The sequence below is a fragment of the Xanthomonas sacchari genome, assembly GCF_040529065.1.
GTDB classification, from domain to species: Bacteria; Pseudomonadota; Gammaproteobacteria; order Xanthomonadales; family Xanthomonadaceae; genus Xanthomonas_A; species Xanthomonas_A sacchari.
In genome coordinates, this window is record NZ_CP132343.1 from 3615617 (window position 1) to 3640420 (window position 24804).

Consider the following 24804-nt stretch of genomic DNA (forward strand, 5'->3'; position numbering starts at 1 on the left):
TCCTCCTGGAGCCTGCAATGAAACGCCGCGCATTCTGTCGGTTCGGTTTGCTCGCGCCGTTGGGCTTGGCGGCGATGCCGATGCTGCGCGCGGCGGCGCCGGCATCAGCGCCGGTGCCGGATGGACAGCCGCACGCGTTCGGCTTCGCCCAGGGCCGCTTCACGCTGGACGGGCAACCATGGCAGATCCGCAGCGGGGAACTGCATCCGCTACGGATCGCGAAGGCGGATTGGTTGCATCGGATTCGCATGGCCAAGGCGATGGGATTGAACACCATCGCGCTGTATCTGATGTGGAATGCGCTGGAAACGGCGCCGGGACAGTTCGATCTGGACAGCGACGAGCGCGATTTCGTCGGGTTCATCCGGCTGTGCCAGCAGGAGGGACTATGGGTGTATCTGCGCCCGGGTCCATATGTGTGCGCGGAGTGGACGCTGGGCGGGTTGCCGCCGTATCTGCTGCGCGAGGCGAACATCCGTCTGCGCGATCGCCACGATGCGCGCTACATGGAGGCGGTGCAGCGCTACATCGGGGCGATCGCGCCGCGCATCGCGCCGTTGATGGCCAGTGCCGGTGGGCCGGTGCTGATGCTGCAGATCGAGAACGAATACTCGATGCACGGCAGCGACGTCGGCTATCTGCAGGCGCTGGCCGCGCTGTGGCGGGCGCATGGGGTCGAGGGGCCGTTCTCGCTGGCCGAAGGGCTCAAGGATCTGCGGCGGCGCCAGGCGATGCTGCCAGGCGCAGCGCTCGGGCTCGATGGTCCCGATCTGCACGATCTGCAGGCGGCCACCGCGTTCGCCGGGCAGGCGCCGGTGTGGGTGTCCGAGGGCTACCCCGGCTGGCTCACGCATTGGGGCGAGCCACAGTTCGCGCGCCGCGACTATGCGCCGCTGCTGCGCCTCATCGCCGCCGCAGGTTATTCGTTCAATCTGTACGTGGTGCATGGCGGCACCAACTTCGGCCTCAGCGCCGGGGCCAATGCCGAGGACGACGGCTCGCAGTTCCAGCCGGCGCTGACCAGCTACGACTACGGGGCGCCGATCGACGAGGCCGGCCGTGCCACGCCGGCGTACTTCGCGCTGCGCAAGATCATCGCCGCGCAGGCCGACATGCCACCGCCGCCGCTACCAGCCACTCCGCGGCGCGCGCGCTTCGACGCAGTGCAGGCCAGGCCCGTGGCCGCGCTGTGGGACAACCTCGGCCCCGCGCTGCAGACCGACACGCCCATCGATAACCAACGCCTGCTCGGCCAGGACCAGGGCCTGGTGCTGTATCGGCGCCAGATCGGCGCGGGCCAGGCGTTGCACCTGGGACAGGTCCACGACTACGCGGTGGTGCATCTGGACGGCCGCGAACTGGACCACGTGTCGCGGGTGCGGCATCCTCGCCTGCACAGCGCGCTGCAGTTGCGCCTGCCCGATGCAGCGCAGGACACGCGCGAGCTGGAGGTGCTGGTCGACAGTTTCGGCCACATCAACTTCGGCCCGGCGCTGGGCGATCGCAAGGGCCTGCTCGGTCCGGTGCGGCTCGATGGGCAGGAGCTGCATGGCTGGGAGGTGCGCGGGCTGGCGCTGGACGCAGACCCGACGCCGTCGCTGCGCCCGCTGCAGGCGCCGCCGCAGCGCCCGGGTCTGTTCTTCGCCACCGAATTCACCCTCGACCAGCCCGGCGATGTACACCTGGACATGCGCGACTGGCGCAAGGGCTATCTGTGGGTCAACGGGCGCCTGCTCGGCCGCTACTGGGACATCGGCCCGCAGCAATGCCTGTACTGCCCCGGCGCCTGGCTGCGCGCCGGTTCCAACCAGGTGCTGATCCTCGATCTGCATCGCCTGCAACCGGGCCTGGTGCGTTGCGCCGACGGCCTGGTGCCCGCGCCTGCAACGCAGGCCTCCGCTCCCCTTCCCTCCCCGCAGGATCGCGCATGCACATGACATCGCTCGCCGCACCCGTCGCGTCCTCTTCGTCCGCCGCGGACCAGGGCGCGCCGCCGCGCACGCTGGGATTCTGGAGCGCGCTGTCGGCCAACCTGCTCAACATGATCGGCATCGGCCCGTTCATCACCATCCCGCTGGCGCTGTCGGCGCTGGCCGGGCCGGCGGTGCTGCTGGGTTGGGTGGTCGGCGCGCTGCTGTGCCTGTGCGACGGCCTGGTGTGGGCCGAACTCGGCTCGGCGATCCCGCGCTCGGGCGGGCCCTACCACTACCTGCGCGACGCCTACGGCCGCGACCGCGCCGGGCGCCTGTTCGGCTTCCTGTACCTGTGGCAGACGCTGCTGACCGCGCCGCTGTCGGTAGCGGCGGCGGCAGTCGGCTGCGCGCAATACCTGGCCTACCTGATGCCGGGGCTGAGCCACACCGCGCTCACCGGCATCGCCATGGCGCTGTGCCTGTTCAACACCGCGCTGCTGTACCGGCAGGTGCGCTCGGTACAGCTGCTGTCGCTGCTGGTCAGTGCGGTGGTGATCGCCGCGTGCGTGTGGATCGTGCTCAGCGGCGCGCTGCATTTCGACATGGCGCTGGCGCGCGAGTTCCTGCAGGCGCGGCCGGCCTCGCCGCACGGCTTCTGGCTGGGCTTCGGCGCGGTGGCGCTGATCGCGGTGTACGACTACGGCGGCTACAACAACGTGTGCATGCTCGGCGGCGAGATCCGCAAGCCGCGCCGTACGATTCCGCGTGCGGTGCTGTGGTCGATCCCGATCGTGGCGGTGCTGTACCTGGGCTTGAACGTGACCCTGCTCGGCGTGCTGCCGTGGCAGCAGGCCGCGCAGTCCAAGGCGGTGGTGGCCGACTTCATGCAGGCCATCTACGGCCCGGTGGGCAGCACCGTGGCGGTGGCGCTGATCGTGCTCGCCAGTTGGGGTTCGGCGCTGGTGGTGCTGCTGGGCTATTCGCGGGTGCCGTATGCCGCGGCCGCGTCCGGCCAGTTCTTCGGCGTGTTCGCGCGGCTGCATCCGCGCGGGCGCTTTCCCACCGTGTCGCTGCTGTTCGTCGGCATCGCCTCGGCGCTGGCCTGTCCGCTGTCGCTGGACGACCTGATCGCCACGCTGATGATCATCCAGATCCTGTTCCAGTTCCTGGCGCAATGCCTGGCGGTGGTGCTGCTGCGGCGGCAGCCGCGGCGCCGCGCCCGCTTCGCCATGCCGCTGTATCCGTGGCCGCTGCTGATCAGCGTCTGCGGCTGGCTGGCGCTGCTGGCCACCAGCCCGCTGCCGCGGTTGCTGGCGGCGGTGCTGGCGCTGTGCTTGGGTACTGCGCTCTATCTCATCCAGGCCAAACGCGAGGCAGCATGGCCCTTCCAGCAATGAAAACCCACGACGTCGCGGTGGTCGGCGAGGTCTATCTCGACCACATCTTCAGCGGCTTCACCGCCTGGCCCGGGCCGGGCGAGGAAGCGATGGCGCGGCACTACCATCGCGACCTCGGTGGCGGCACCGTCAACACCGCCTGCGGGCTGGCGCGGCTCGGACGCAAGGTCACGCTGATCGGCGCGATCGGCGCCGGCGACCGCGACTGGTTCGCGCAGCGCCTGGGCGCGTTCGGCGTCGGCACAGAAGGCCTGGTCGACCACCCCGCCGGCACCGGCGTCACCGCCAGCGTGTCGCTGCACGACGACCGCTCGTTCTTCACCTATCCCGGCGCCAACGCCGAGTTGGAACCGCTGTTGGGCAGTGCGGCCGCGCTGCAGGCGATGTGCGCCGCGCGCCATGTGCACTTCGCCCTGCCGCTGCCGGCGACGCTGGCGCGCACGCTGCTGCCGGCGTTGCGCGCGGCCGGCTGCAGCACCTCGCTGGACGTCGGCTTCAACCCGGCGTGGCTGGCCGATCCGGACAACCACGCCACCTGCCGCGCGGTCGATCACTTCCTGCCCAACCAGAAAGAGGCGGCACTGGCCGGCTGCACGGGCGATGACGTGGCGTCCTGCCACGCCTGGGCGCAGGCGCTGGGGCTGGCGCAGGTCACGATCAAGCTCGGCGGCGCCGGCGCCTGCGTGGTGGATGCGGCCGGCGCGCGGCGGGTCGCCGCGCCCACGGTCGCCGTGCAGGACACCACCGGCGCCGGCGACGCCTTCGATGCCGGCTTCATCGACGCGCTGCTGGACCACCTTTCCCTCGATGCCTGCGCGCAGCGCGGCTGCCTGTGCGGCGCCGCCTGCTGCACCGCGCTCGGCGCGCTCGACGGCCTTCCCGATCCCCCACGTCTCAGGAGTCTCCATGAGCAGTTCCTTTCCCAACCGTAAGCTCGCCCTGATCGGCGGCGGCGGCGTGCGCGCGCCGCTGGTGGTGTACGGCGTCAACGATGCCGCCGAAGCGCTCGGCGCGCGCGAGATCGTGCTCTACGATCCTGACCAGGATCGGCTGGCGCTGATGGTCGCGCTGGGCCGCGCCGTGGTCGCCGAGTTCGGCGGCGAGCTGCAGGTCAACGCGGCCAGTTCGGCGGAAGCGGCGATCGACGGCGCGCACTTCGTGCTCAACAGCATCCGCATCGGCGGCATCCGCCAGCGCGCCACCGACGAGCACACCATCATCCGCCACGGCTACGCCGGGCAGGAGACCACCGGCCCCGGCGGCGTCGCCAAGGCGCTGCGCACGGTGCCGGTGGCGATCGAGCAGGCGCGGATGGTGGAGCGGCTCAGCCCCGACGCCTGGCTGGTCAGCTTCACCAACCCGGCCGGGCTGATCACCCAGGCCATCAGCCGCCACACCCGCGCGCGCGTGGTCGGCATCTGCGACACGCCGGTGGAACTGTTCCACAACATCGCCCGCGCGCTCGGCGAGCCGCCCGCGGACGTGGACTGCGAGTACGTCGGCCTCAACCACCTGGGCTGGATCCGCGCGGTGCGCGTGCGCGGCGAGGACGTGCTCGACCGCATCCTGGCCGACGACGCGATCCTGCGCCAGCTGTACCTGGCGCCGCTGTTCGACTTCGACATGCTGCGCACGCTGCGGCTGATCCCAACCGAATACCTGTACTTCTACTACGAGCGCAGTCGCGCCCTGGAAAACCAGCGCGCCAGCGGCGCCAGCCGCGGCAGCGAGATCGAGCGACTCAACCACACCCTGATCGCCGACCTGCGCAGCCGCCTCAACGCCGGCGACGGCAGCGGCGCGGTGCAGACCTACGCCGCCTACCTGCAGCAGCGCTCCGGCTCGTACATGCGGCTGGAGGCCGAGGCCGGCTCGGCCTTCGCCGACGACCTCGCGCCGCAGCCGGACCCGTTCCGCGCCAGCACCGGCTACCACCGCATCGCCGTGGACGTGATGAGCGCACTGACCGGCGCGCTGCCAGGGCGGCACGTGGTCAACGTGCGCAACCAGGGCTGCATGCCGGAACTGGCCGACGACGACATCGTGGAGATCTCCTCCACCATCGAGCGCGACCGCATCACCCCGCTGCCGGCGCGGCCGATGCCCGAGGCGATCCAGGGCCTGGTGCGCACAGTCAAGGCCTACGAGCACGCCGCCATCGACGCCGCGCTCAGCGGCAGCCACCTGGACGCCTGCAAGGCGATGCTGATCCACCCGGCCATCGGCGAGTGGAGCCCGTCGCGGCGGCTGCTGGAGGCCTTGTTCGGCCATGCCGGCAACGGCGACGACGACGGCGAATGCGTGTGCTCGGGACCGATGCACTGGCACGGCGCGCATCACCATCCGTGAGCGGGTCGGTTGTGCAGTCGCAGGATGCATCGGACGGCCACACGTTGTAAGGTCGTCGCAAATTGGTCCGTTATAGGTACCATCAACCTGCCCTCCCGGCCGCGGCCGGCACCTCCCCGGTGCCGGCCCGCACCGGGAGCGTTCGTCGATTCCACGGAGCGTTCCAGGCCATGCCCACCCGCCGCGACATCCTCCACTTCCTCGGCGCCAGCGCCGGCGCCGCGCTGCTGAGCGGGGCGCTGCCGGCCGCCGCCGCGGCCTCGGCCTCCACCGCGCTGCCCAGCAAGCGGCCACCGCCGGGCAAGCGCCGTTTCGTCAGCGCCGCGGTCGAGCGCCAGTTGCGCACGGTCAAGGCCGGCATCGCCGACCCGCGCCTGGCCTGGCTGTTCGAGAACTGCTACCCCAACACCCTCGACACCACCGTCGAGACCGGCACCCGCAACGGCAAGCCGGACACCTTCGTCATCACCGGCGACATCGAGGCGATGTGGCTGCGCGATTCCTCCGCGCAAGTGCATCCCTACGTGCCGCTGGCCAAGCGCGACCCGGCGCTGCGGCGCATGTTCCATGGGCTGATCCAGCGCCAGGCCGCCTGCATCCGCCTGGATCCCTACGCCAACGCCTTCCTACCGGACGGCACCAGCCAGCGCCTGAAGTGGTCGGTGGCCGATATCACCGAGATGAAGCCCGGCGTCGGCGAGCGCAAATGGGAAGTGGATTCGCTGTGCTACCCGATCCGCCTGGCGCACGAGTACTGGCGCGCCAGCGGCGATGCCGCGCCGTTCGACGACGACTGGCGCGAGGCCATGCACGTGGTGGTGCGCACCTTCCGCGAGCAGCAGCGCCTGCACGGCCGCGGCCCGTACAGTTTCCAGCGGCCCTCGCCGCTGGCCACCGAAACCCTGGTGCTGGACGGCTACGGGCAGCCGACCCGGCCCAACGGCATGATCCATTCGATGTTCCGCCCGTCCGACGACGCCTGCCTGTATCCGCTGTTCGTCCCCGCCAACCTGTTCGCGGTCACCTCGCTGCGGCAACTGGCGACGATGAGCGAGGCGCTGCATCACGACGCCGCCTTCGCCGGCGAATGCCGCGCCCTGGCCGACCAGGTCGAGACCGCCACCCGTCAGTTCGGGCAGATGCGCGATGCCGACGGTCAGCCGTTCTGGGCCTACGAAGTGGACGGCTACGGCAACCAGTTGTTCATCGACGACGCCAACGCGCCCGGCCTGCTGAGCCTGGCCTACCTGGGCTGCTGCGATCGCCGCGATCCCGTGTTCCTGCGCACCCGGCAACTGGCCTGGAGCGAGCGCAACCCGTACTTCTATCGCGGCCGTGCCGCCGACGGCGTGGGCAGCCCGCACAGCGGCCTGGGCACGATCTGGCCGATGTCGCTGATGCAGTACGCGCTGGCCAGCGACGACGACGCACAGATCCGCCAGTGCCTGCAGTGGCTCAAGACCACCGACGCCGATAGCGGCTTCATGCACGAGGCCTTCGACAAGGACAACCCGAGCACCTTCACCCGCGACTGGTTCGCCTGGGCCAACACCTTGTTCGGCGAGTTGATCATCGATCTGCATCAGCGCAAGCCGCACCTGCTGTCGTAGGAGCGGCTTCCGCCGCGACCGGGCTTTACCGGTAACGCCCATCGCGGCTGAAGCCGCTCCTACAAAAAAACCAAACCCCCACCGCACCGCCGCACATCCCGAGGACAGCACCATGGCCACACGACGCGGTTTCCTGCAGGGCGCCATCGCCCTGGCCCTGTTCGGCAGCAGCGGCATCGCGCGCCTGGCGCAGGCACGCGCCGGCAGCTACGCGCTGCCGGCCGATGCGCGCGCCAAGGCCGAGCTCATCCGCAACGTCGACGTGTTCATCGGCACCGGCGGCCACGGCCACACCTTTCCCGGCGCCACGCTGCCGTTCGGCATGGTGCAACTGAGCCCGGACACCTACAACGCCGACTGGGACGCCTGCTCCGGCTACCACGCCGACGACAGCTCGATCATGGGCTTCTCGCACACCCACCTGTCCGGCACCGGCGTCGGCGACATGCTCGACTTCCTGGTGGTGCCGGCCACCGGCCCGGTGAAGCTGCAGCCCGGCACGCGCGAGCACCCCGAGACCGGCTACCGCTCGCGCTTCGACCACGCCGACGAAGCCGCCTCGCCCGGCTACTACCGTGTGCGGCTGAAGGACAGCGGCGTGCATGCCGAGCTCACCGCCACCGCGCGCGCCGGCCTGCACCGCTACCACTTCCCCAAGGGCAAGCCGGCGCATTTGCTGCTGGACCTGTGCCACGGCATGCAGGACAAGCCGGAGATCCCCGCCCGCGTCGAGGACGCCAGCCTGCGCCTGGTCGACACGCAGACCGTCACCGGCGGCCGCCGCGTCTACCAATGGGCCAAGGGCCGCTACATCTACTTCGCCATGCGCCTGTCGCGGCCGTTCGCCAGCGCGCAGCTGTATGCCGACGACCAACCGCTAGCCGCGAGCGCGCGCAGCGCCGACGGCAACCGGCTGAAACTGGCCCTGCACTACCCCGATGCGGCCGACGCGCCGCTGCTGGTCAAGGTCGGCCTCTCCGCGGTCAGCGCCGAGAACGCCCTGGCCAACCTCGACGCGGAGCTGCCCGACTTCGACTTCGCCCGCGTGCACGCCGCCGCCGTGGCGGAATGGGAAAAGGAACTGGGCCGTGTGCGCATCGACAGCGACGACGAAGCGCAGCGCCGCATCTTCTACACCGCGCTGTACCACAGCCTGATCGCGCCGACCCTGTTCAGCGACACCGACGGCCGCTACCGCGGCATGGACCTGCAGGTGCACCAAGCGCCGGCCGGCTACCACAACTACAGCACCTACTCGCTGTGGGACACCTACCGCGCCCTGCATCCCTTGCTGACCCTGGTGCAGCCCGAGCGCGTGCCCGACCTGGTGCAGTGCCTGGTGCGCGGCGCCCACGAATCGCCGCAAGGCGTCGCCATCTGGCCGCTGCAGGGCGTGGAGACAGACTGCATGATCGGCTACCACTCCGCCGTGGTGCTGGCCGAAGCGCACGCCAAGGGCTTCACCGGCATCGACTGGAAGGCCGCCTACCCGGCCTGGCGCAAGCGCGCGATGGACGACGACGTGCACGGCCTGGGGCTGTACCGGCAGATGGGCTACATCCCCTGCGACAAGGTCGACGAATCGGTCAGCCGCACCCTGGAATTCGCTTACGACGACTGGGCGGTGGCGCACCTGGCGCAGGCGGTCGGCGCCGACGACGACGCCAAGCACCTGCGCGAACGCTCGCGCCAGTACCGCAACGTGTTCAACCGCGAAAGCACCTTCGTGCAGCCGCGCCTGAGCGACGGCCAGTGGGCCACCCCGTTCGATCCGCGCGCGATGGGCCACAGCGCGCAGTGGCGCGACTTCACCGAGTCCAACGCCTGGCAGGCCACCTTCCTCAACCAGCACGACCTGTACGGCTACATGGACCTGTTCGGCGGCCGCGACAATTTCGTCGCCAAGCTCGACGAACTGTTCACCACCAGCTCCGAACTGCCGGCGGACGCACCGCCGGACATCGACGGCATGGTCGGCCAGTACGCGCACGGCAACGAACCCAGCCACCACGTCGCCTATCTCTACGCCTACGCCGGGCAGCCGTACAAGACCCAGGCGATGGTGCGGCGGCTGCTGCGCGAGCAATACCACGACGCGCGCAACGGCCTGTCCGGCAACGAGGACTGCGGGCAAATGAGCGCCTGGTTCGTGCTCAGCGCACTGGGCCTGTATGCGGTGGACCCGGTCAGCGCCAACTATGTGCTGGGCAGCCCGCTGTTCAAGCGCGCCGAACTGGACGTGGGCAACGGCCGCACCCTGCGCATCGTCGCCCACGGCAACAGCCCGGCCAACGTCTACATCCAGAGCGCCCGCTGGAACGGCAAGCCGTACACCCGCAGCTGGTTGCGCCACGCCGACCTCGCCGCGGGCGGTACGCTGGAGCTGGAGATGGGACCCAAGCCCAACACCGCGTTCGGCGCGGGCAAGGACGATCTGCCGCCATCGTTTAGCTGACCGCCGGGAATGGGGATTGGGGAATCGGGATTGGTGGTTCCCCACATCCGCGCCTGTGCGTGACCCGATGCACGACGGCGCGCGCTCCGGTCGTCCTACTGTCGCCATCGCATCGCTTTTTTCGAGAATCCCCCATGCCGCGTAAGACCCTCGCCGCTCTCGCCCTCGCCCTGGCGTTCGCCCTGCCCGCCGCCCACGTGCGCGCGGCCGACAGCGGGACCGCCTGGCCCGCCTTCGCCACCCAGGGCGATCACTTCATCCGCGACGGCAAGCCGTACCAGGTCATTTCCGGCGCCATCCACTTCCAGCGCATCCCCCGCGCCTACTGGAAGGACCGCCTGCAGAAAGCGCGCGCGATGGGCCTGAACACGGTGGAGACCTACGTGTTCTGGAACCTGGTGGAACCGCGGCCGGGCCAGTTCGACTTCAGCGGCAACAACGACATCGCCGCCTTCGTCGACGAAGCCGCCGCGCAAGGCCTCAACGTGATCCTGCGCCCCGGCCCGTACGTGTGCGCCGAGTGGGAAGCCGGCGGCTATCCGGCGTGGCTGTTCGCCGAACCCGGCATGCGCGTGCGCAGCCAGGATCCGCGCTTCCTCGCCGCCAGCCAGGCCTACCTCGACGCCCTCGCCGCCCAGGTCAAACCGCGGCTCAACGGCAACGGCGGCCCGATCGTCGCCGTGCAGGTGGAGAACGAATACGGCTCCTACGGCGACGACCACGCCTACATGCGCCTTAACCGCGCCATGTTCGTGCAGGCCGGCTTCGACAAGGCGCTGCTGTTCACCGCCGACGGCCCCGACGTACTCGCCAACGGCACCTTGCCCGACACTCTGGCCGTGGTGAACTTCGCGCCCGGCGACGCCAAGAACGCCTTCGAGACCCTGGCCAAGTTCCGCCCCGGGCAACCGCAGATGGTGGGCGAATACTGGGCCGGCTGGTTCGACCAGTGGGGCGAGAAGCACGCGGCCACCGATGCCACCAAGCAGGCCAGCGAATTCGAATGGATCCTGCGCCAGGGCCACTCCGCCAACATTTACATGTTCGTCGGCGGCACCAGTTTCGGCTTCATGAACGGCGCCAACTTCCAGAAGAACCCCAGCGACCACTACGCCCCGCAGACCACCAGCTACGACTACGACGCCGTGCTCGACGAAGCCGGCCGCCCCACTCCCAAGTTCACCCTGTTCCGCGACGCCATCCAGCGCGTCACCGGCATCGCCCCGCCGGCGCTGCCAAAGCCGATCCGCTTCGCCGAACTCCCCGCCACGCCGCTGCGCGAATCCGCCTCGCTCTGGGACAACCTGCCCGCCCCGGCCGCCACCACCGACACCCCGCAACCGATGGAGCGCTACGGCCAGGCCTACGGCTACATCCTCTACCGCACCACCGTCACCGGCCCGCGCAAGGGCAGCCTGTACCTGGGCGACGTGCGCGACTACGCCCGCGTCTACGTCGATCGAAAACTGGCCGGCAGCGCCGAGCGCCGCCTGCAGCAAGTGGCGGTGGACGTGGACATCCCCGCCGGCACCCACACCCTGGACGTGCTGGTGGAAAACACCGGCCGCATCAACTACGGCGCCCACCTCCCCGACGGCCGCGCCGGCCTGGTCGACCCCGTGCTGCTTGACGGCAAGCAACTCACCGGCTGGCAGACCTTCCCCCTGCCGATGGACGACCCGAGCAAACTCACCGGCTGGACCACGGCCAAGATCGACGGCCCCGCCTTCCACCGCGGCACCCTCAAGATCGGCACGCCTGCCGATACGTTCCTGGACATGCAGGCCTTCGGCAAGGGCTTCGCGTGGGCCAATGGCCATAACCTGGGAAGGCACTGGAAGATTGGGCCGCAGCGGGCGTTGTATTTTCCGGCGCCTTGGCAGCGCAAGGGCGGGAATAGCGTGATTGTGTTTGATTTGGATAGCACGCCTGATGCGAGCGTGCGGGGAGTTACGGGGCAGGTTTGGAGTACGCCCAGTAACTGACTTATCCGCGAAGCGCGCCGTCCGGTAAATCCGGATGGCGTGGGAAGAAACAACTTGTCTACAAATTAAGGCCGCCGGCTGTTCGCCGAGCGGCCTTTAACTTGTGACGTACGTCAACAAGTGGTAGCGTTGGCTTGGTGCGGAAGGGCACCGAGGCTTGGCTTTAGGATCAGGCGCAGGGATACGCGAAAGTGGGACTTCATTAGACAGAAGCTAAAGCGTGCGCTATCACAAGGTGGCGGATTATTTCTGCTAGCCGCCTTTATACAAGCGCTCGCCATCAATTAATAACCATAATCAATCCACGGGGACAAAGAGATGACCTCTTACTACGTGAATAACAATCCTCAGCCGACGGGAGAGCATGAGGTACACAAAGATACATGCACATATCTCCCGCCTAATAGGACGTATCTAGGAGCATTTTTTAACTGTAAAGATGCAATAGTTGCTGCAAAGCGATACTACAACAATGTAGATGGTTGCTTCTGGTGCTCTAGGGACTGCCACACCCGCTAAGAAACACGCAACAAAAACCGACGCCGCCTCTCGGCGCGGCTTCATTACTAGAAGCGCGTCATGTTGACTTTCTAAGTGCACCTGACTCGTTACACGGTCCAGGCCAGCACTCGGCGCTTCGCATCAGGCCCACATCTCGCACATGCAAAGCATCCAGACCGACTGATAAGTGATCTGACCGCCTTATTCGTGACTTTCGTTAATGCACCACAGTCAGACTAAATAAAATACTCACATATCAATGAGATAGGATTTTTTATGTTCAACATCAAACCAGGACCAAAGCCGAAACGAGACGATGGCCAAGACGACAGAAGGCGTCGCGTAGATCCGCCCACAGCCCCTAAGCATCCAACGCTACCGATTCACAACCCAAAGAAAAAGAGTTAAGCGCAAAGGGAACGGGGTTAGGTTGACTTCCTAAGTGAACCTAACCCAATTACAGCGGGCCGGCCACTGCCGCCAAAGGCGCCGCGCCCTTCGCATCTAGATCTGCGGCCCACTTGTAGAGACGGTTGCGCGGGATGCCTAACTCCCGCGATCACGCCCTCTGGCCGATCTCCCGCCTTGAGTAACGACATCCCTTACCGCTTGAATTCCGCAGTGGCCGTTGTCGCGTCTGCATCGAACACCTGCGTGCGAGGATTGTCCTCGCTTTAAGGTGTCCGAGCATAGGGGTGGCTCAACCTAAACCCAAGCAATTGGCACCGGCTACACCTATTGAAGTCGGAAATCATTAGGTGCCTCCAATGCGCGAAGGGCCTCCTTGCGCCGATCTTTGGATCCTACGTAGAGAACATTATTGCCTGAATCCTCTTTGCGGATCCACCCTTTCGATACAAGTTCTGCGAGTACGGCTGGCACAATCACCCTATCGTTTGGAGCAAGCCCGCGACTGAGAGCACCCTCCTTTCGAGCAGAGCCACGTTGGCTGAAGACCTTCTTTAGCACAGTCAATGCAACCCGCGACTCTCGGTCAATTTTTAGTTGCATTATTCCAGCGGTAGTCTGCGCTGCAGTGCTAAAGCGCTCGATCTCGGTGTTTACAAAGTTGGTTTTGAGCCACTCTGGAATACTTGCGAGCCCTTCCATGTATGAAATGACGCAACTTTGAAAGTGTGGCGCCGCTGAATGCTCGTCGATTCCGCTCAGGTCGAGGCGTTCGATGAGGCAGTCCTGAAAGGTCGTACCGCCATAGATAGGGTGTTCGACTATCTGGAGTTCTTCGAACGCGACGCCTGCAACAAGAAAATGTCCTTGAGCTTTTAGTCCATCGATGGGCATAGCTGCCGCTATAGCGAGAAGATCTGCCAGCACGGCATCATGTTTCCCAGCTCTCTGCCGTTTTGTGATGACTGCTGATACCACTCCAGATGATTGGGCATCGGCTAGGAGATGACTTGCGGCAACCTCCGCACCCAATCCGGAAGAAGCATTTATCCATGCTGCCGGGCTAGCCAGCGGGTTTGTTTCATCGTAGGGGTTAATAATAAAGGTCACCAGATCAAGCCCGTAGGCGGTTTCCGCCAAGTCTTCATCTGCGAACGAGCGCATCTCCTCACCGCCAGGACCAAACGCCGCTGTAAGACCTGGCAGTCGAAGAAGAAGTTGAATACCTTCTTCGTCAGGCTGAAAACCATTGACTGAAACAAAGGCCGTGCGGAGTTGTTCTGTTGAGATTGGCCCAGTCGCCGATGTTCCTCCTCGGGCAATCGTGGCGACACGTGAAATAATCTGGCCAATGATTTCAGGGCGTACCGCACTGAACATCTTCGCTTCACGTATGCAAATGGCATCAAGGAATGCGCGCCACCCTTCTGCGCGACTCACGGACGACGCAATTGCTCCGGATGAGTCCTCTCCCAAAGTGACGAGGTAACCGAGAAGTAGGGGGCGTGTGGGAACCCATTCCGGCAGCGTCCAAGTTGCGCCCGATTGCTTTAGAAAGTCGGCGAGCTGTTCTTCGTCGAAGTCAAGCATGGACAGGATTTCCCGGGGCTTGAAGCCAAGGGCCTCGGTCATCTCGGCCGTGCCCGAGAAGTAGTGAGAGCGGCCAGCTACAACCACGCCGACGCTAGCCGGGCTTTCATCGACAAGACGGCGGATTGGAGCGAGAGCTTCCCATCGTACGCGCTTTAGGTCTGCTACGCTTCCAAGCCATCTACTTGGCAACACTTCGTCGAAGCCATCCAGTAGCAGCGCACAAAGGCCTGCACGCCAAGCAGAGATCAAACCATTGGCGTGGCTAAAGCCGATTTCCTCCGCATGGCGGCGGAGGATTTCAGCAGGTGTCCTCAACCCGACGCAGTCCCGCAGATTGATGTGAATTGGAAAGGGATTGAGGTGACCATGCCGAAAGTGTTCCTTACGAAGGAATGAATAAATGTCGCGCAATGCGTGACTCTTACCCGTCCCGTAGTCTCCGATAATTAAGGTTCGCTGACCATCCGCTAACGCTCTTGCTATATCTTCAGTCAATGAAATCCCGCCGCTTGAGCTCACTAACTGAACACGCACGCGAACTGGCTTACCTGATCTCTCCGGTGTAAAAACGGTGCTTCCAAAGGGGGCCTTGTCACGCCCCTGGATGTACATTTCGGAATTACAGATCCGCTTGTACATTTGAGCAATACTGATCGCATGAATCTGGCGGCCAGCTTTCCGCGCGATGAAGTTGACGGCCGTGCGCTGGTCGGCTGTTGGCTCATCCCGGGTAACAAACCATCCGGTGGTGGTCTTAAATGAATTCTCGGGAACTTTTGAGAGATGTTCAAGAAGCTCCACCAACTTGCCAGCGTCTTTCTCCGCTTTGTCCTTAGTACGCATGAGCGTGAACTCGTAGGCGTTAATGTCTTCGTGGGAGACAAATACGCCATCACGTTCTCGCCCGTTTATCATCAATGCACCTTGGACTCCAGACGGATCATGAAGTGCGCGCGCGAGCTCAACCCCTCTCTGCTCAAACTCTATGGAAGTCTCATTCTCTGTGAGTTGTGCGGTCATGTTAAACTCCCTTCTGGCGTTTCCGCCTTGAATTTTCCCGCCTTACGTGGAGGCCGGCTGGCGTGAATTGGACGGGCATGGCCCAGTTTGCCAGTTACCTGCTAGCTTGCCCAGAGCGGGTTGGCTAGTTGGTGATGGGCACGTAATCGCGGACATGATAGTTTTTTCGTCTCTGCGAGGTAGCGCTTGGTCAGCCGCTGGCAGCTATAAACAGGGGCAGGTTGACTTTCTAAGTGGACCTGACCCGCGACTCGGTCCCTGCCGGGTATGTCCTGCCAGACGACGATGCCGTGTTCGCCATGTACTTCGGCGCTTTCGCGGTGTGGTTTCGGAACGTGGTGATCGCACTGCGGCTCAACCGCATCCTGAAATCCCGCTATGGCTGGAAACGCTCGCTGGCGGAATCGCCACGATGGATGAAGCAGAAACGGGGTTAGGTTCGATAACGGGTCAGGTTCAAAGCGCATCTTCGCGCCGCAGTCCATACCAGTTGACATGCCCAAAAACCAGTAGCAACATTCCTTCCAAGGAGCGTAGAAACTCCTCAGAGAGCGGCACCCACCTCCGTCAAACCGGTGGGTTTTTTGTGCCTGTTCGCAGGCACACTCCGACGCGCTGTCTGCGTCGGGAGGGCGGTGAATACAACACCCTTCGGGGAAATAAGCCCGCCGGCTCTCTGCGGTTTCTAACCTCCCGACATCCCGTCGCCGTTCGGCGAGGGTTCCTGTCTGCCAAGGAGGCTGTGCCATGCGTCAACCGTCACCCCGCTCCGCCGCTCCCTGCAAGCGCAAGTCGCACAAGCATCGCCACTGCCCGCAGTGGACGATCGTCGAGTCGTCGCTCATCCCCATGCTGACACCCGAACAGATCGCCGCCGCCAACGCCGCCGATCTTGCCCGCGCCTCGCGACCGCCTCGCCGCCCACGCCCGCCACAGCAGTGCACCGTCGGCTGCGGCCACTCCGCCAACGGCAAGCGCACGCCCGCGCTGCGCTTGGGCGGCCGCTGGATGGAAGAACTGGGCTTCACCATCGGCAGCACCCTGCGCGTGCAGGTACACGACGGCGAACTGGTGGTGAGCGTAGCCGGCAAGGACTGACACGGCGGTCGCCCACGGAAAACAGGGGCAGAGTGCACCTGCCCTCTTCTACTTCGATCTGACTTTCCATGGCCGCCCATGCGTGCAGCGCCAGTTCGACGGCCAAGCTAGCCTTCAACCGCCTCTCGAAAGCGGTCGTTGCCCATCGCGTGTTGCCGCTGCAAGTTGAGGCGGATGGCTGCAGTCTCGTCCGGGTCGATCGCATCCAGCACGAAGCGCCGATAGTGGTCTGCGCGCTGGCCGGCCGGAGACGGCAGGGTTCAGGCTGGACTTCCCTCTGTAGACTTGTCGATAGCCCGGCCATTCACGTGACCGCCCTAGGGCCACCGCCCTAACGCACCGCACTCACATCGCAGCCACCGCATGATCGCGCTCCTGCTTCCCTTGATGGTGCTCGCCGCCCTCGGCTTCGTCCTCAGCCTCATCGTCCACGTGATGGCGCTTGCCGGGTATGTGCCGCCAGGCGGCGAGGCCGTGTTCGCCATGCACTTCGGCGTCTTCATCGTCTGGCTGCCGACCGTGCTGCTTTCCCTGCGGCTCAACCACACCCTGAAATCCCGCCATAGCTGGAAGCGCTCGCTGGCGGGATCTCCACGCTGGATGCGATACGCCACTTACGGCCTGTTCGCCTACGCCATCGTGAATTTCTTGATCGTCGCCCACCTGACGGGCGACCAACCGAAAGCGCCAGGCGTGACACCCACCCTGCTGCGCGGATTCTCCGGGCACTGGATGTTTTTCTATGGCATGGCCTTCTCGATGCTGTATTCCGTGTACCGCAAGCCGTGGCTGCTCAGCGTCGCCAAGTGCCCGTCGGGCCACCGCGTGGACCATGCCGATCGTTTCTGCTCGTCCTGCGGTGCCGCACTTCCGCAGCGCGATGCGGGAACCTGATTGCGCGCCCGGGCCAGCCGCCTCCACGCGATGACACCAGGGCATCGCAGGCTGTCGCGCGCCTGATGTCGCCAGGCCCTAGACTTCGACCAGCACATCTGCATCCGGACAGGACATCCATGCACCTCACGCCCCAACAGTTGAACGAACTCTATCCCTACCTATTCGGGTTCTGGGCCGCGATCGGGCTTGTGGCGCTGGCGTTCTTCACCTTCAACAAGAATGCGCCCCTGAAGCGGCGGGTCCTCATTGTGGGCAGCATCGCGACGAATGGACTGATGCTGGTCTTCTTCTGGGCGACCGGCGCCCCGCCCCTGTTTCTCGTCTTTGCGGCCGCCGTCGTGGGCTACGGCCTCTGGCAGAGCATTCACTTGACGCGCTTCTGCGACGCCTGTGCGGCGCTCAACGCGCCACAAGGCCATCGGCAGGCGCGCACGGAATGCCGGAAGTGCGGCGCTGCGCTCGCGAAACCATGACGACGCGCGGCGCGACTCCCATGACGATCCTGAAAGCCGCCATCTGCTTCGCCCTGCTGTCGCCGATCGGCGCTCTCGCCGGTACGCCGCATCCCAAGCTCCCGAAGAACGCGAGCGCGGCCATCGCCGCCGCGCATCGGGCCGCGGCGCACCGCGATCTGCAGTCCCTTCGCAGGCTGATGGTGCAGGAGTTCGTCTGGAGCTTCGGTGGGGACGGCGATGCCGACCAGGCCATCCAGAGCTGGCGCACATCGCCATCCAAGCTGCGCATGCTTGCCCGGCTCACGGCGCACGCATGCGGGTATGTCGACAAGAACCTGATTCAATGCCCGACGCACGCCGGTATCGGCTACCGCGCAGGCTTCTCCAAGACGGACCAGGGCTGGCGCATGGTCTACTTCGTGGCGGGCGACTAGCCCGTCAGGCCGCGCCGGCGCGGTTCCGTGGCGGAACTTACGCAACCACCAGCTACTCACGATGCCGCCATCCCCACTTTGCGAAGGCGGAACCCCATCAATTGGATGGGACGTTCATCTCCGACCAAGCAGAGAATCTATGCGCGCTATGTTTCTATCCAAGCGCTCACCCTCTCCCTTGGGCAACAGGTCATTGCGAACCAACTGCTCGTAGTTCGAGGCGCAGGCACCATTCAAGCAAGACCCTTCAATGACCGCCGATCCAGCACCACACTCCGCACCCATCCGACACGCGACGATTCCCCAGGCATATGCGGATGTCTCATCCCCAGCAACGGCCTCAAACGGCCCCAGTTCTGCATCGGACGACTGAGTCGACAGCAAATCCGCAAGTTCGAACATGGCTTCGGAATCTCGCCTCTCGACCGCCGCCTGCACCAGATCGGTGACACTCCCCCTTGCCTCGCCCGCATATCTCACATGAAATCTTATTTTTGCAGCCAGATTTCCTGAAGCCGCAGATGCCTTCAACCATTCCTTTTGCGCATCAAGCGGAATGGGAGAACCACCTCCAACCAACGCACAGTCGTCTGCAATGCGCCTGGCAGTTGCCTTCATGGCGGCTGCAGCCTTGCCCACTTGAAGTGCCATGGCATCCACACCGGAGAGATACTGCTGCCGCGACATGCTGACGGAGAAGCAGCGGTCGTACATCCGGGACAGCTCCAATTGAGCCGCTGCATCCCCACGCAACGCCTTATCCTTTACTGCTTCAAACCTGGACAGATATTCCGCCGATCGCGATCTGGCGACACCAGATTCGACATGGACACCGTCACTTGGCGTTCCCCTGGGTTCGACTGCAGAGGGAATTGACACCTCATCGCCGCTGAGATCGCCAACCCGCTTCTCGCCTCCGACAACGCCACGCACCATCAGCCCTGCAATGAGGGCGACAATGACCAGAGAAACGGAAAGGTACTTTTTCACGCCACCCCCAGATATAGCGCGTAACGGCAGGAACACTGAGGATGGCGCTAAGCGCTGCCGTCACCAGACATCCGTGACGCTTGAGCCTCGTTGCGCGTGAAGCCTACCACCACGAGCAGCGTTCCATGCTGCTCGTCGGCCAAGATGCCGACATCGAAGATCGCCAGGGCCGTGCAGCGGCGTTGGCAACCTCCTGACTCGGCCATGTCTTCCTTGGCCCGCCCGATTCAAATCGACAAACACAACTTCCCAAAATGCTTCCCCGCCGCCTGATGCGCAAACGCATCGGCGATATCTGCCAGCGCGAAGGTCTGGTCGACCACCGGTTTGATGCCGGTTGCGTCGAGGGCGCGGACCATGTCGCGCTGGTGGCGGCGGCTGCCGACGATCAGGCCCTGCAGGGTCTGGTGGCGTTGCATCAGCGCCACCGTCGGCACCTGGCCGGCAATGCCGGTCAGCACGCCGATCAACGCGATATGGCCGCCGATGCGGCAGGCTCGGATGGACTGGCCCAGCGTGTCCGGTCCGCCCACTTCGATCACTACGTCGACGCCGCGGCCGTTGGTGTAGTCGAGCACCTTGGCTGCCCAGTCGGTGTCGCGGCGGTAGTTGATGGTGAAGTCCGCGCCCAGCGCCTGCGCACGCGCGAGCTTTTCGTCGGAGGACGAGGTGGCGATCACGGTGGCGCCCATGTGCTTGGCGAACTGCAGCGCGAAGATCGACACGCCGCCGGTGCCGAGCACCAGCACGGTGTCGCCGGCCTTCAGGCGCGCATCCACCACCAGTGCGCGCCAGGCGGTGAGCCCGGCGGTCGTCAACGTCGCCGCTTCGGCGTGGCTGTAGCCGCGCGGTGCGTGCGTGAACCAGTGCGCGGGACGAACGACGTATTCGCGTGCATAGCCGTCGACGCCATCGCCGGGCACGGTGGCGAAATCGGCGATGGTCGGGCCGCCGTCCAGCCAGGTCGGGAAGAAGGTCGAGACGATCGCGTCGCCCACGGCGAACTCGTCCACGCCCTCGCCCACCGCCTCGACCACGCCGGCGCCGTCGGACATCGGGATGCGGCCGTCGGCGCTGGGCATGCGCCCGGTCACCACGCCCAGGTCGTGGAAGTTGAGCGAGCTGGCATGCACGCGCACGCGGAGTTCGCCGGCGCCCGGCTGGCCGGGATCGGGCAGATCGACGAGGCGGAGGTTCTCGAGGCCAGCGGGCTGGCGCAGGGTGATGGCTTTCATGGGCACGACATCCTTAGCGGAAAAGTGGCGAGGGACAGCGCCGCATCAGTTGCAGCGACACCGCGTTGCAGGCATTGTCGGGATGCACTTCCTGCATCGCAAGAACGTACAATTTTCGCAGGTACTATCAATTTTGTAGGTACAACGACCATGCGTCTGAAACGTCTGGATGGCAAGAGCGGCTGCGCGGTCGAAGTCACGCTTTCGGTGATCGGCGGGGTGTGGAAGCCGGTGATCCTGTTCCACCTGCTCTCCGGCAAGAAGCGCTTCATGGAACTGACGCGCCTGGTTCCCAATGCCACGCAGCGCATGCTGACCCTGCAGTTGCGCGAGCTCGAGGAGGACGGCGTCATCGTGCGCCACGTCTATCCGCAGGTGCCGCCCAAGGTCGAATATGCGCTGACGCCGCTGGGCCACTCCCTCGCGCCGGTGCTGATCAGCCTGCGCGAATGGGGCGAGGCGTATCGCAGCAGCGAACTGTCGCGCGCACCGGCCGCAGCACCGGACTGCGTTGGTCGCGAGACAGTGGCGAGTTGATGGTCGCGTAAGCGCTTCCCTGGAACGGGTCGAGCACTGGTGTCGGTGCCGTTGGTATCGCATGACCACAAGCCGCTCAGGTCAGGACTGCGTTGCGATCCCACACGGCGCGTGCGGCGAACGCGCGGCAGGCATTCGATCCCGCCATCGGTGAGCAGTGGCCTCAGTCGGCGCGGCGATCGGTCCACGGCGGACAGGCGGCACGCGCTGGCGTGCCCTCGCCGTCCGACACCGACATCGCCGCCGCGCCCTGCAGGCTGGCCTTGGCATACAGCGCGCCGAGGTCGTGGACGCGCAACAGGTGGCGGCGTCGGCTGACCAGGCCGCTGCGGACCCAGCGCTGCAGTTGCGCATTGAGTTTGGAGCGGCTGGCGTTGAGCATCGCCGCCAGGATGCTCTGGTTCGGCGGGAGCGCGACCGTATCGCCGCCGCCCGCGTGCGGCGCCTGCAGTTCGAGTTGATGCAGCACGTAGCGCGCCAGGCGCACTTCCAGGCGGTGCAGGCAGATGCTTTCCAGGCTGTCCAGGGTCTGCCGCAGGCGCAGACGCAGCAGTGCATCGATCCGCTGCTGGAACAGCGGCACCGTCATCAGCGCGGCGAAATGGCGGCGCGCGAGTTTCAGCACGCAACTCGGGCCGAAGGCGATGGCGGTGAAGCTGCGCCCATGTTGTTCCAGCAAGGCCTGTTCGTCGACCAGCCCGCCCGGCTCGATGGTGCCGACGATCAACTCCTGCCCATCGGGCCCGTACAGCACCTTGTACAGGCGCCCCTGCACCACCACCCCGACGAAACTGCTGGGATCGTGCTTGAAGAACAGCACGCTTCCCGAATCCAGGGCGCATTCGCTGGCGTGCGCGAGCAGGTAATCGAGCGCCGACGCCGGCATGCCCTGGAACACGGCCGAGCGCTCCAGCAACGGGCGATGGCGGGCACCGGCCGCATCCGCGGGCGGGGCGTCGCTGGCGTCGGCCGGCAGGATGCGGTCGGCGCGCTGCAAATCGGCGATTGCAGGAAGGTCCATAGTTCCCCTTCCCTGGGCGCAGGGGGCGTGGCGCCAGGGCCTCGAACGCACCCTGTCGCGGCAGGCAGCCAAGGCGCGTGCCGTTCGAGTGCAGTGGGTCATCAAAGGGCGGCAATGGCCGCGTGGTGATGGCGTCGCTCCGGCCCGTGTCGGGACCGGAGCGACGCGTCCAGCCGGACGGCGCCACGCAGCCGCGTGACGTCGTGCCTTGCGGGCTTAGCCCTTGCTGTAGGGCGAACCCTGGAACGCCTGCAGCACGGTCAGCAGGCTGGTCAGGTTGTCCGACACGCCGGTCTGGGCGATCTTCTCCGACGCGCCCGCGGCCGCGGTGGTGTCCAGGCTGTACACCTGCATGACGCCCTGGTTGTTCGCCGCCTGCGCCAGCGTGTTCTGCTGCTGCTGCGCGGCGACCGCGTTCTCGTACAGGATGCCGCTGGAGTGCGCCAGGCTCTGGTAGATCGAGCCCATCGCGAAGGCCGGCGCTTCGCCGATGACCTTGACGTTGGACTGGGTGACGGCGTCGGTGATCTGGTTGTTGACTGCGGTGGGATAGGCCATGGAACGGTCCTCGTTAGGAAGGGAGTTGCATGGCTAGCGCGGCCTGGCGGCGGCGTTAGCGCGCGTGGCTTACGATTGCTTGAACGCGTTGAGCACGGTCAGCAGGCTGGTGAGGTTGTCGGACACGCCGGTCTGCGCGACCTTCTCGGTGGCGCCGGCGGCGGCGGTGGAATCGAGGCTGTAGATCTGCATGACGCCCTGGTTGGCCGCGGCCTGCGCCAGGGTGTTCTGCTGCTGCTGCGCGGAGACGGCGTTCTCGAACAGGATGCCGGTCGAGTGCGCCATGCTCTGGTAGATCGACGCCATCGCAAAGGCCGGCGCCTCGCCGATGACCTTCACGTTGGACTGGGTGACCGCATCGGTGATCTGGTCGTTGACCGCGGTGGGAAATGCCATGTGTTCGCTCCTGGTTGGGGTACGGCCCACGCCGTACGATCTCTGAAAACGGGACAGTGCAGAACCTGTGAAACCCGGTGCGGCGTTTGTCTCGCCGGCGTCGTCGCGATGTGCGCGACGCAGGAACATCGACCGCGATACGCCGCGACCTCGACCGATGCGTGTTGCAACCACGGCGGCGCAGGCCGCCTTGCTGCCTACGCCACCATGCAGTGCGATTCACCCGTACCGCAGGCGAACGGACGATGGCGTGCGACATGCCACCGACTGGATCGCCGATGGCGCGCAGCTGCGTTCGCTGCCGGGACGTGGCGCCAGGGCCTGGCATACGCCACACGGCACAGCCGACGTATGCGACACGCGCCACGCGACACCCATACGTTCGTGCGCAGCAGACACGCGCACACGGCGCACGCCTTCGCGTGGAATACGCGAAGGCGACGCCGTGCCGCGGAACGACTCAGGCAGCCGGAGGCGGCGATGGCGCGTGCGGCTCCGCGGCCGGCGCGGCCGGCGTGGCCGCGATGAGCCCCTGCGCACGCGCCGCCTCGACCACCGCCTGCATCTGCTGGGCCAGGCTGCCGAACTCACGCTCGAAGCACGCGCGCACTTCGGCCTGCACGAGATTGGCCAGGCGATCAGCGATCTGCGACATCACCAATTGATTGCTGCCGCCCTCGCCGCTCTGCGGCGGACGCAACTGGCCCGGCCGCAGCTGATCCAGCGAATTGGCCGACTGGACCGCCCTGAGCACCGCCGCTTCGCTGGCTGCGGTGGCGCCGTTCAGGTCGCCGCGGGTGTTCTGCATCTTCTGCATCATCTGCTGGATCAGGCCCTGCACCCGCTGGCGCTCGGCATCGATCAGCGACGGCGAAGTGCCGACTGTTTCGGCGGCAGGCACTGCCGGCGGTGCGGACGTTTCCGACGCGAAGCGCCGCAGTTGCTCTTCCTCGGCGCCGACCAGTGGACGGCCCAGCCACTTCTCGGCGAACTGGCGCAGCGTGGCGAAATCGGATGCTTGGTTGTCTTGCATGGTGCTCCCCTGTGCGTGTGGTGAAACCGGTGGTGCGAACGCCTACGTGGACGCGGACTTGCGGCCGCGCATCAGGTCCGCGTACTTGGCGATGCTCTGGTCGATCTTGTCGATGGCGAAGCCGGCGGACTCGGCCTCCAGCGCGCCGGCAGCGGCCGCCACCGCTGCGGCGGCCCCGACCAGCACGTCGGTGGCCAGCACGCCCAGCGCATCCTCGGCGGCCTGCTCCATCTTGTTCTCGGCCAGGTTCTCGGTCATCTGCTTGAGCAGCACGCCCTGGCTGGCCAAGGCCATCTTGCTGACGCCGTCGAAGTACACCGCCGCCGATTGCGCGATCAGGCCCGAGGCCTGGCTGATCAGCATGTTCGAGCCGACCACGATCTGCGACGGCGCGTAGGCCATGGTCTCGGCATTGGTGAGCTGCACGGCCTGCACGATCTTGCTGTTGAGCGCATCGCTGGCCGGGCTGGCCGCCGAGGCCTGCGCGAGCATGTGCGTGTTAAGCGTCCTCAACATGGACGGCGGTGGTGGCGGCGGTGGCGGCGGCGAGACCGCAGCCGCAGGCGATGCCGTGGGCGGCGCGGCGCCATCGCCACCTGCCGCTGCTGCGGCATCGGCGCTGGACTCGGCTGTGCTGCTGGGCGCGGCGGTGCCGGCGGCTGCAGCGGCCGGCGCGCTGTCGCTCGCCGGCGCTGTGGCGGACGGGTCGCTCGCCGCGGCCGCAGTGGGTGCTGGTGTGTCACGCACCGCAGCCGAGGGGGCTGGCGCTGCGTCGGTCGTCGCCGGTGCCGCCGCAGGCGCGTCCGGCGTCTGCGCCGCAGCCGCGGCCGATACTGACGCCGTTGCCGCGCTTGTCGGCGCCGCGGCCGTCGATCCTGGGGGTTTCTTGCTTGCGAAAGGCCACATGCCACTCTCCTGA

The 24804-nt window shown here is 66.0% G+C and carries 22 protein-coding genes; 14 read left to right on the forward strand and 8 right to left on the reverse strand.

The genetic code is table 11. The annotated features are described in order from the left end of the window. Positions 1 to 17 precede the first annotated feature (17 nt). The 7 genes from RAB71_RS15215 to RAB71_RS15245 all read left to right on the forward strand — a co-directional run bounded on the left by RAB71_RS15215 (position 18) and on the right by RAB71_RS15245 (position 11709). Complete coding sequence (locus RAB71_RS15215; RefSeq protein ID WP_010343205.1) at positions 18 to 1937, forward strand: beta-galactosidase; 1920 nt, start codon at positions 18 to 20, stop codon at positions 1935 to 1937. Further along, a complete protein-coding gene (locus RAB71_RS15220) occupies positions 1934 to 3310 on the forward strand; it encodes an APC family permease (RefSeq protein ID WP_010343206.1) in 1377 nt (458 codons plus the stop codon). The genes RAB71_RS15215 and RAB71_RS15220 overlap by 4 nt, the downstream gene beginning before the upstream one ends. Then, positions 3307 to 4242, forward strand: coding sequence for a carbohydrate kinase family protein (locus tag RAB71_RS15225; protein ID WP_010343207.1), 936 nt, complete (start codon positions 3307 to 3309; stop codon positions 4240 to 4242). Before RAB71_RS15220 ends, RAB71_RS15225 begins: the two co-directional genes overlap by 4 nt. Next, positions 4217 to 5659 (forward strand): beta-glucosidase, encoded by a 1443-nt coding sequence (locus RAB71_RS15230; RefSeq protein ID WP_010343208.1) that lies wholly within the window; start codon positions 4217 to 4219, stop codon positions 5657 to 5659. The genes RAB71_RS15225 and RAB71_RS15230 overlap by 26 nt, the downstream gene beginning before the upstream one ends. A 170-nt stretch (positions 5660 to 5829) precedes the next feature. Then, positions 5830 to 7269, forward strand: coding sequence for a glycoside hydrolase family 125 protein (locus RAB71_RS15235; protein ID WP_010343210.1), 1440 nt, complete (start codon positions 5830 to 5832; stop codon positions 7267 to 7269). A gap of 112 nt (positions 7270 to 7381) precedes the next feature. Further along, the gene (locus RAB71_RS15240) at positions 7382 to 9724 is read left to right on the forward strand and encodes a GH92 family glycosyl hydrolase (RefSeq protein WP_010343211.1); all 2343 of its coding nucleotides are present in this window, start codon (positions 7382 to 7384) and stop codon (positions 9722 to 9724) included. Between the two features lie 134 nt (positions 9725 to 9858). Further along, positions 9859 to 11709: a beta-galactosidase family protein gene (locus RAB71_RS15245; protein WP_010343212.1), complete on the forward strand. Its 1851-nt coding sequence runs from the start codon at positions 9859 to 9861 to the stop codon at positions 11707 to 11709. Positions 11710 to 12945: 1236 nt separating this feature from the next. Here the strand turns inward: RAB71_RS15245 and RAB71_RS15250 are convergent. Beyond that, entirely contained in the window at positions 12946 to 15231 is a 2286-nt protein-coding gene (locus tag RAB71_RS15250) for an NACHT domain-containing NTPase (protein ID WP_081481978.1), read from the reverse strand. 233 nt (positions 15232 to 15464) lie between these two features. On the opposite strand from RAB71_RS15250, the gene RAB71_RS15255 reads away from it, so the two are divergent. From RAB71_RS15255 to RAB71_RS15275, 5 genes are all read left to right on the forward strand, one after another. Continuing rightward, a complete protein-coding gene (locus RAB71_RS15255; protein WP_010343213.1) occupies positions 15465 to 15668 on the forward strand; it encodes a hypothetical protein in 204 nt (67 codons plus the stop codon). A gap of 412 nt (positions 15669 to 16080) precedes the next feature. Further along, a complete protein-coding gene (locus RAB71_RS15260) occupies positions 16081 to 16329 on the forward strand; it encodes a SymE family type I addiction module toxin (RefSeq protein WP_010343214.1) in 249 nt (82 codons plus the stop codon). 363 nt (positions 16330 to 16692) lie between these two features. Next, positions 16693 to 17223, forward strand: a complete 531-nt coding sequence (locus tag RAB71_RS15265) for a hypothetical protein (RefSeq protein WP_010343215.1) — start codon at positions 16693 to 16695, stop codon at positions 17221 to 17223. Positions 17224 to 17342: 119 nt separating this feature from the next. Continuing rightward, the gene (locus RAB71_RS15270) at positions 17343 to 17699 is read left to right on the forward strand and encodes a hypothetical protein (protein WP_010343216.1); all 357 of its coding nucleotides are present in this window, start codon (positions 17343 to 17345) and stop codon (positions 17697 to 17699) included. A 20-nt stretch (positions 17700 to 17719) separates the two neighbouring features. Further along, entirely contained in the window at positions 17720 to 18115 is a 396-nt protein-coding gene (locus RAB71_RS15275) for a hypothetical protein (protein WP_010343217.1), read from the forward strand. A 114-nt stretch (positions 18116 to 18229) separates the two neighbouring features. On the opposite strand, the gene RAB71_RS15280 is transcribed toward RAB71_RS15275, so the two are convergent. Beyond that, positions 18230 to 19105 (reverse strand): hypothetical protein, encoded by an 876-nt coding sequence (locus RAB71_RS15280; RefSeq protein ID WP_138985753.1) that lies wholly within the window; start codon positions 19103 to 19105, stop codon positions 18230 to 18232. 227 nt (positions 19106 to 19332) lie between these two features. Continuing rightward, the gene (locus tag RAB71_RS15285; RefSeq protein ID WP_010343218.1) at positions 19333 to 20340 is read right to left on the reverse strand and encodes an NAD(P)-dependent alcohol dehydrogenase; all 1008 of its coding nucleotides are present in this window, start codon (positions 20338 to 20340) and stop codon (positions 19333 to 19335) included. Positions 20341 to 20490: 150 nt separating this feature from the next. Here RAB71_RS15285 and RAB71_RS15290 point away from each other — a divergent pair, with 150 nt between their 5' ends. Then, positions 20491 to 20877 carry a helix-turn-helix domain-containing protein gene (locus RAB71_RS15290; protein ID WP_010343219.1) on the forward strand — a complete coding sequence of 129 codons (387 nt, stop codon included), beginning with the start codon at positions 20491 to 20493 and terminating at the stop codon, positions 20875 to 20877. A gap of 163 nt (positions 20878 to 21040) precedes the next feature. On the opposite strand, the gene RAB71_RS15295 is transcribed toward RAB71_RS15290, so the two are convergent. The 5 genes from RAB71_RS15295 to RAB71_RS15315 all read right to left on the reverse strand — a co-directional run bounded on the left by RAB71_RS15295 (position 21041) and on the right by RAB71_RS15315 (position 24377). Further along, positions 21041 to 21898 (reverse strand): Crp/Fnr family transcriptional regulator, encoded by an 858-nt coding sequence (locus tag RAB71_RS15295; RefSeq protein WP_010343220.1) that lies wholly within the window; start codon positions 21896 to 21898, stop codon positions 21041 to 21043. Between the two features lie 216 nt (positions 21899 to 22114). After that, positions 22115 to 22456 (reverse strand): RebB family R body protein, encoded by a 342-nt coding sequence (locus RAB71_RS15300; RefSeq protein WP_010343221.1) that lies wholly within the window; start codon positions 22454 to 22456, stop codon positions 22115 to 22117. Positions 22457 to 22525: 69 nt separating this feature from the next. Continuing rightward, a complete protein-coding gene (locus tag RAB71_RS15305) occupies positions 22526 to 22852 on the reverse strand; it encodes a RebB family R body protein (protein ID WP_010343222.1) in 327 nt (108 codons plus the stop codon). A 460-nt stretch (positions 22853 to 23312) separates the two neighbouring features. Beyond that, positions 23313 to 23885 carry a hypothetical protein gene (locus tag RAB71_RS15310; protein ID WP_010343223.1) on the reverse strand — a complete coding sequence of 191 codons (573 nt, stop codon included), beginning with the start codon at positions 23883 to 23885 and terminating at the stop codon, positions 23313 to 23315. A 42-nt stretch (positions 23886 to 23927) separates the two neighbouring features. Next, a complete protein-coding gene (locus RAB71_RS15315; RefSeq protein ID WP_010343224.1) occupies positions 23928 to 24377 on the reverse strand; it encodes a hypothetical protein in 450 nt (149 codons plus the stop codon). Between RAB71_RS15315 and RAB71_RS15320 the strand changes: the two genes are divergently transcribed. Then, the gene (locus tag RAB71_RS15320; protein ID WP_167397487.1) at positions 24331 to 24804 is read left to right on the forward strand and encodes a hypothetical protein; all 474 of its coding nucleotides are present in this window, start codon (positions 24331 to 24333) and stop codon (positions 24802 to 24804) included. The two genes, RAB71_RS15315 and RAB71_RS15320, sit on opposite strands and share 47 nt — an antisense overlap.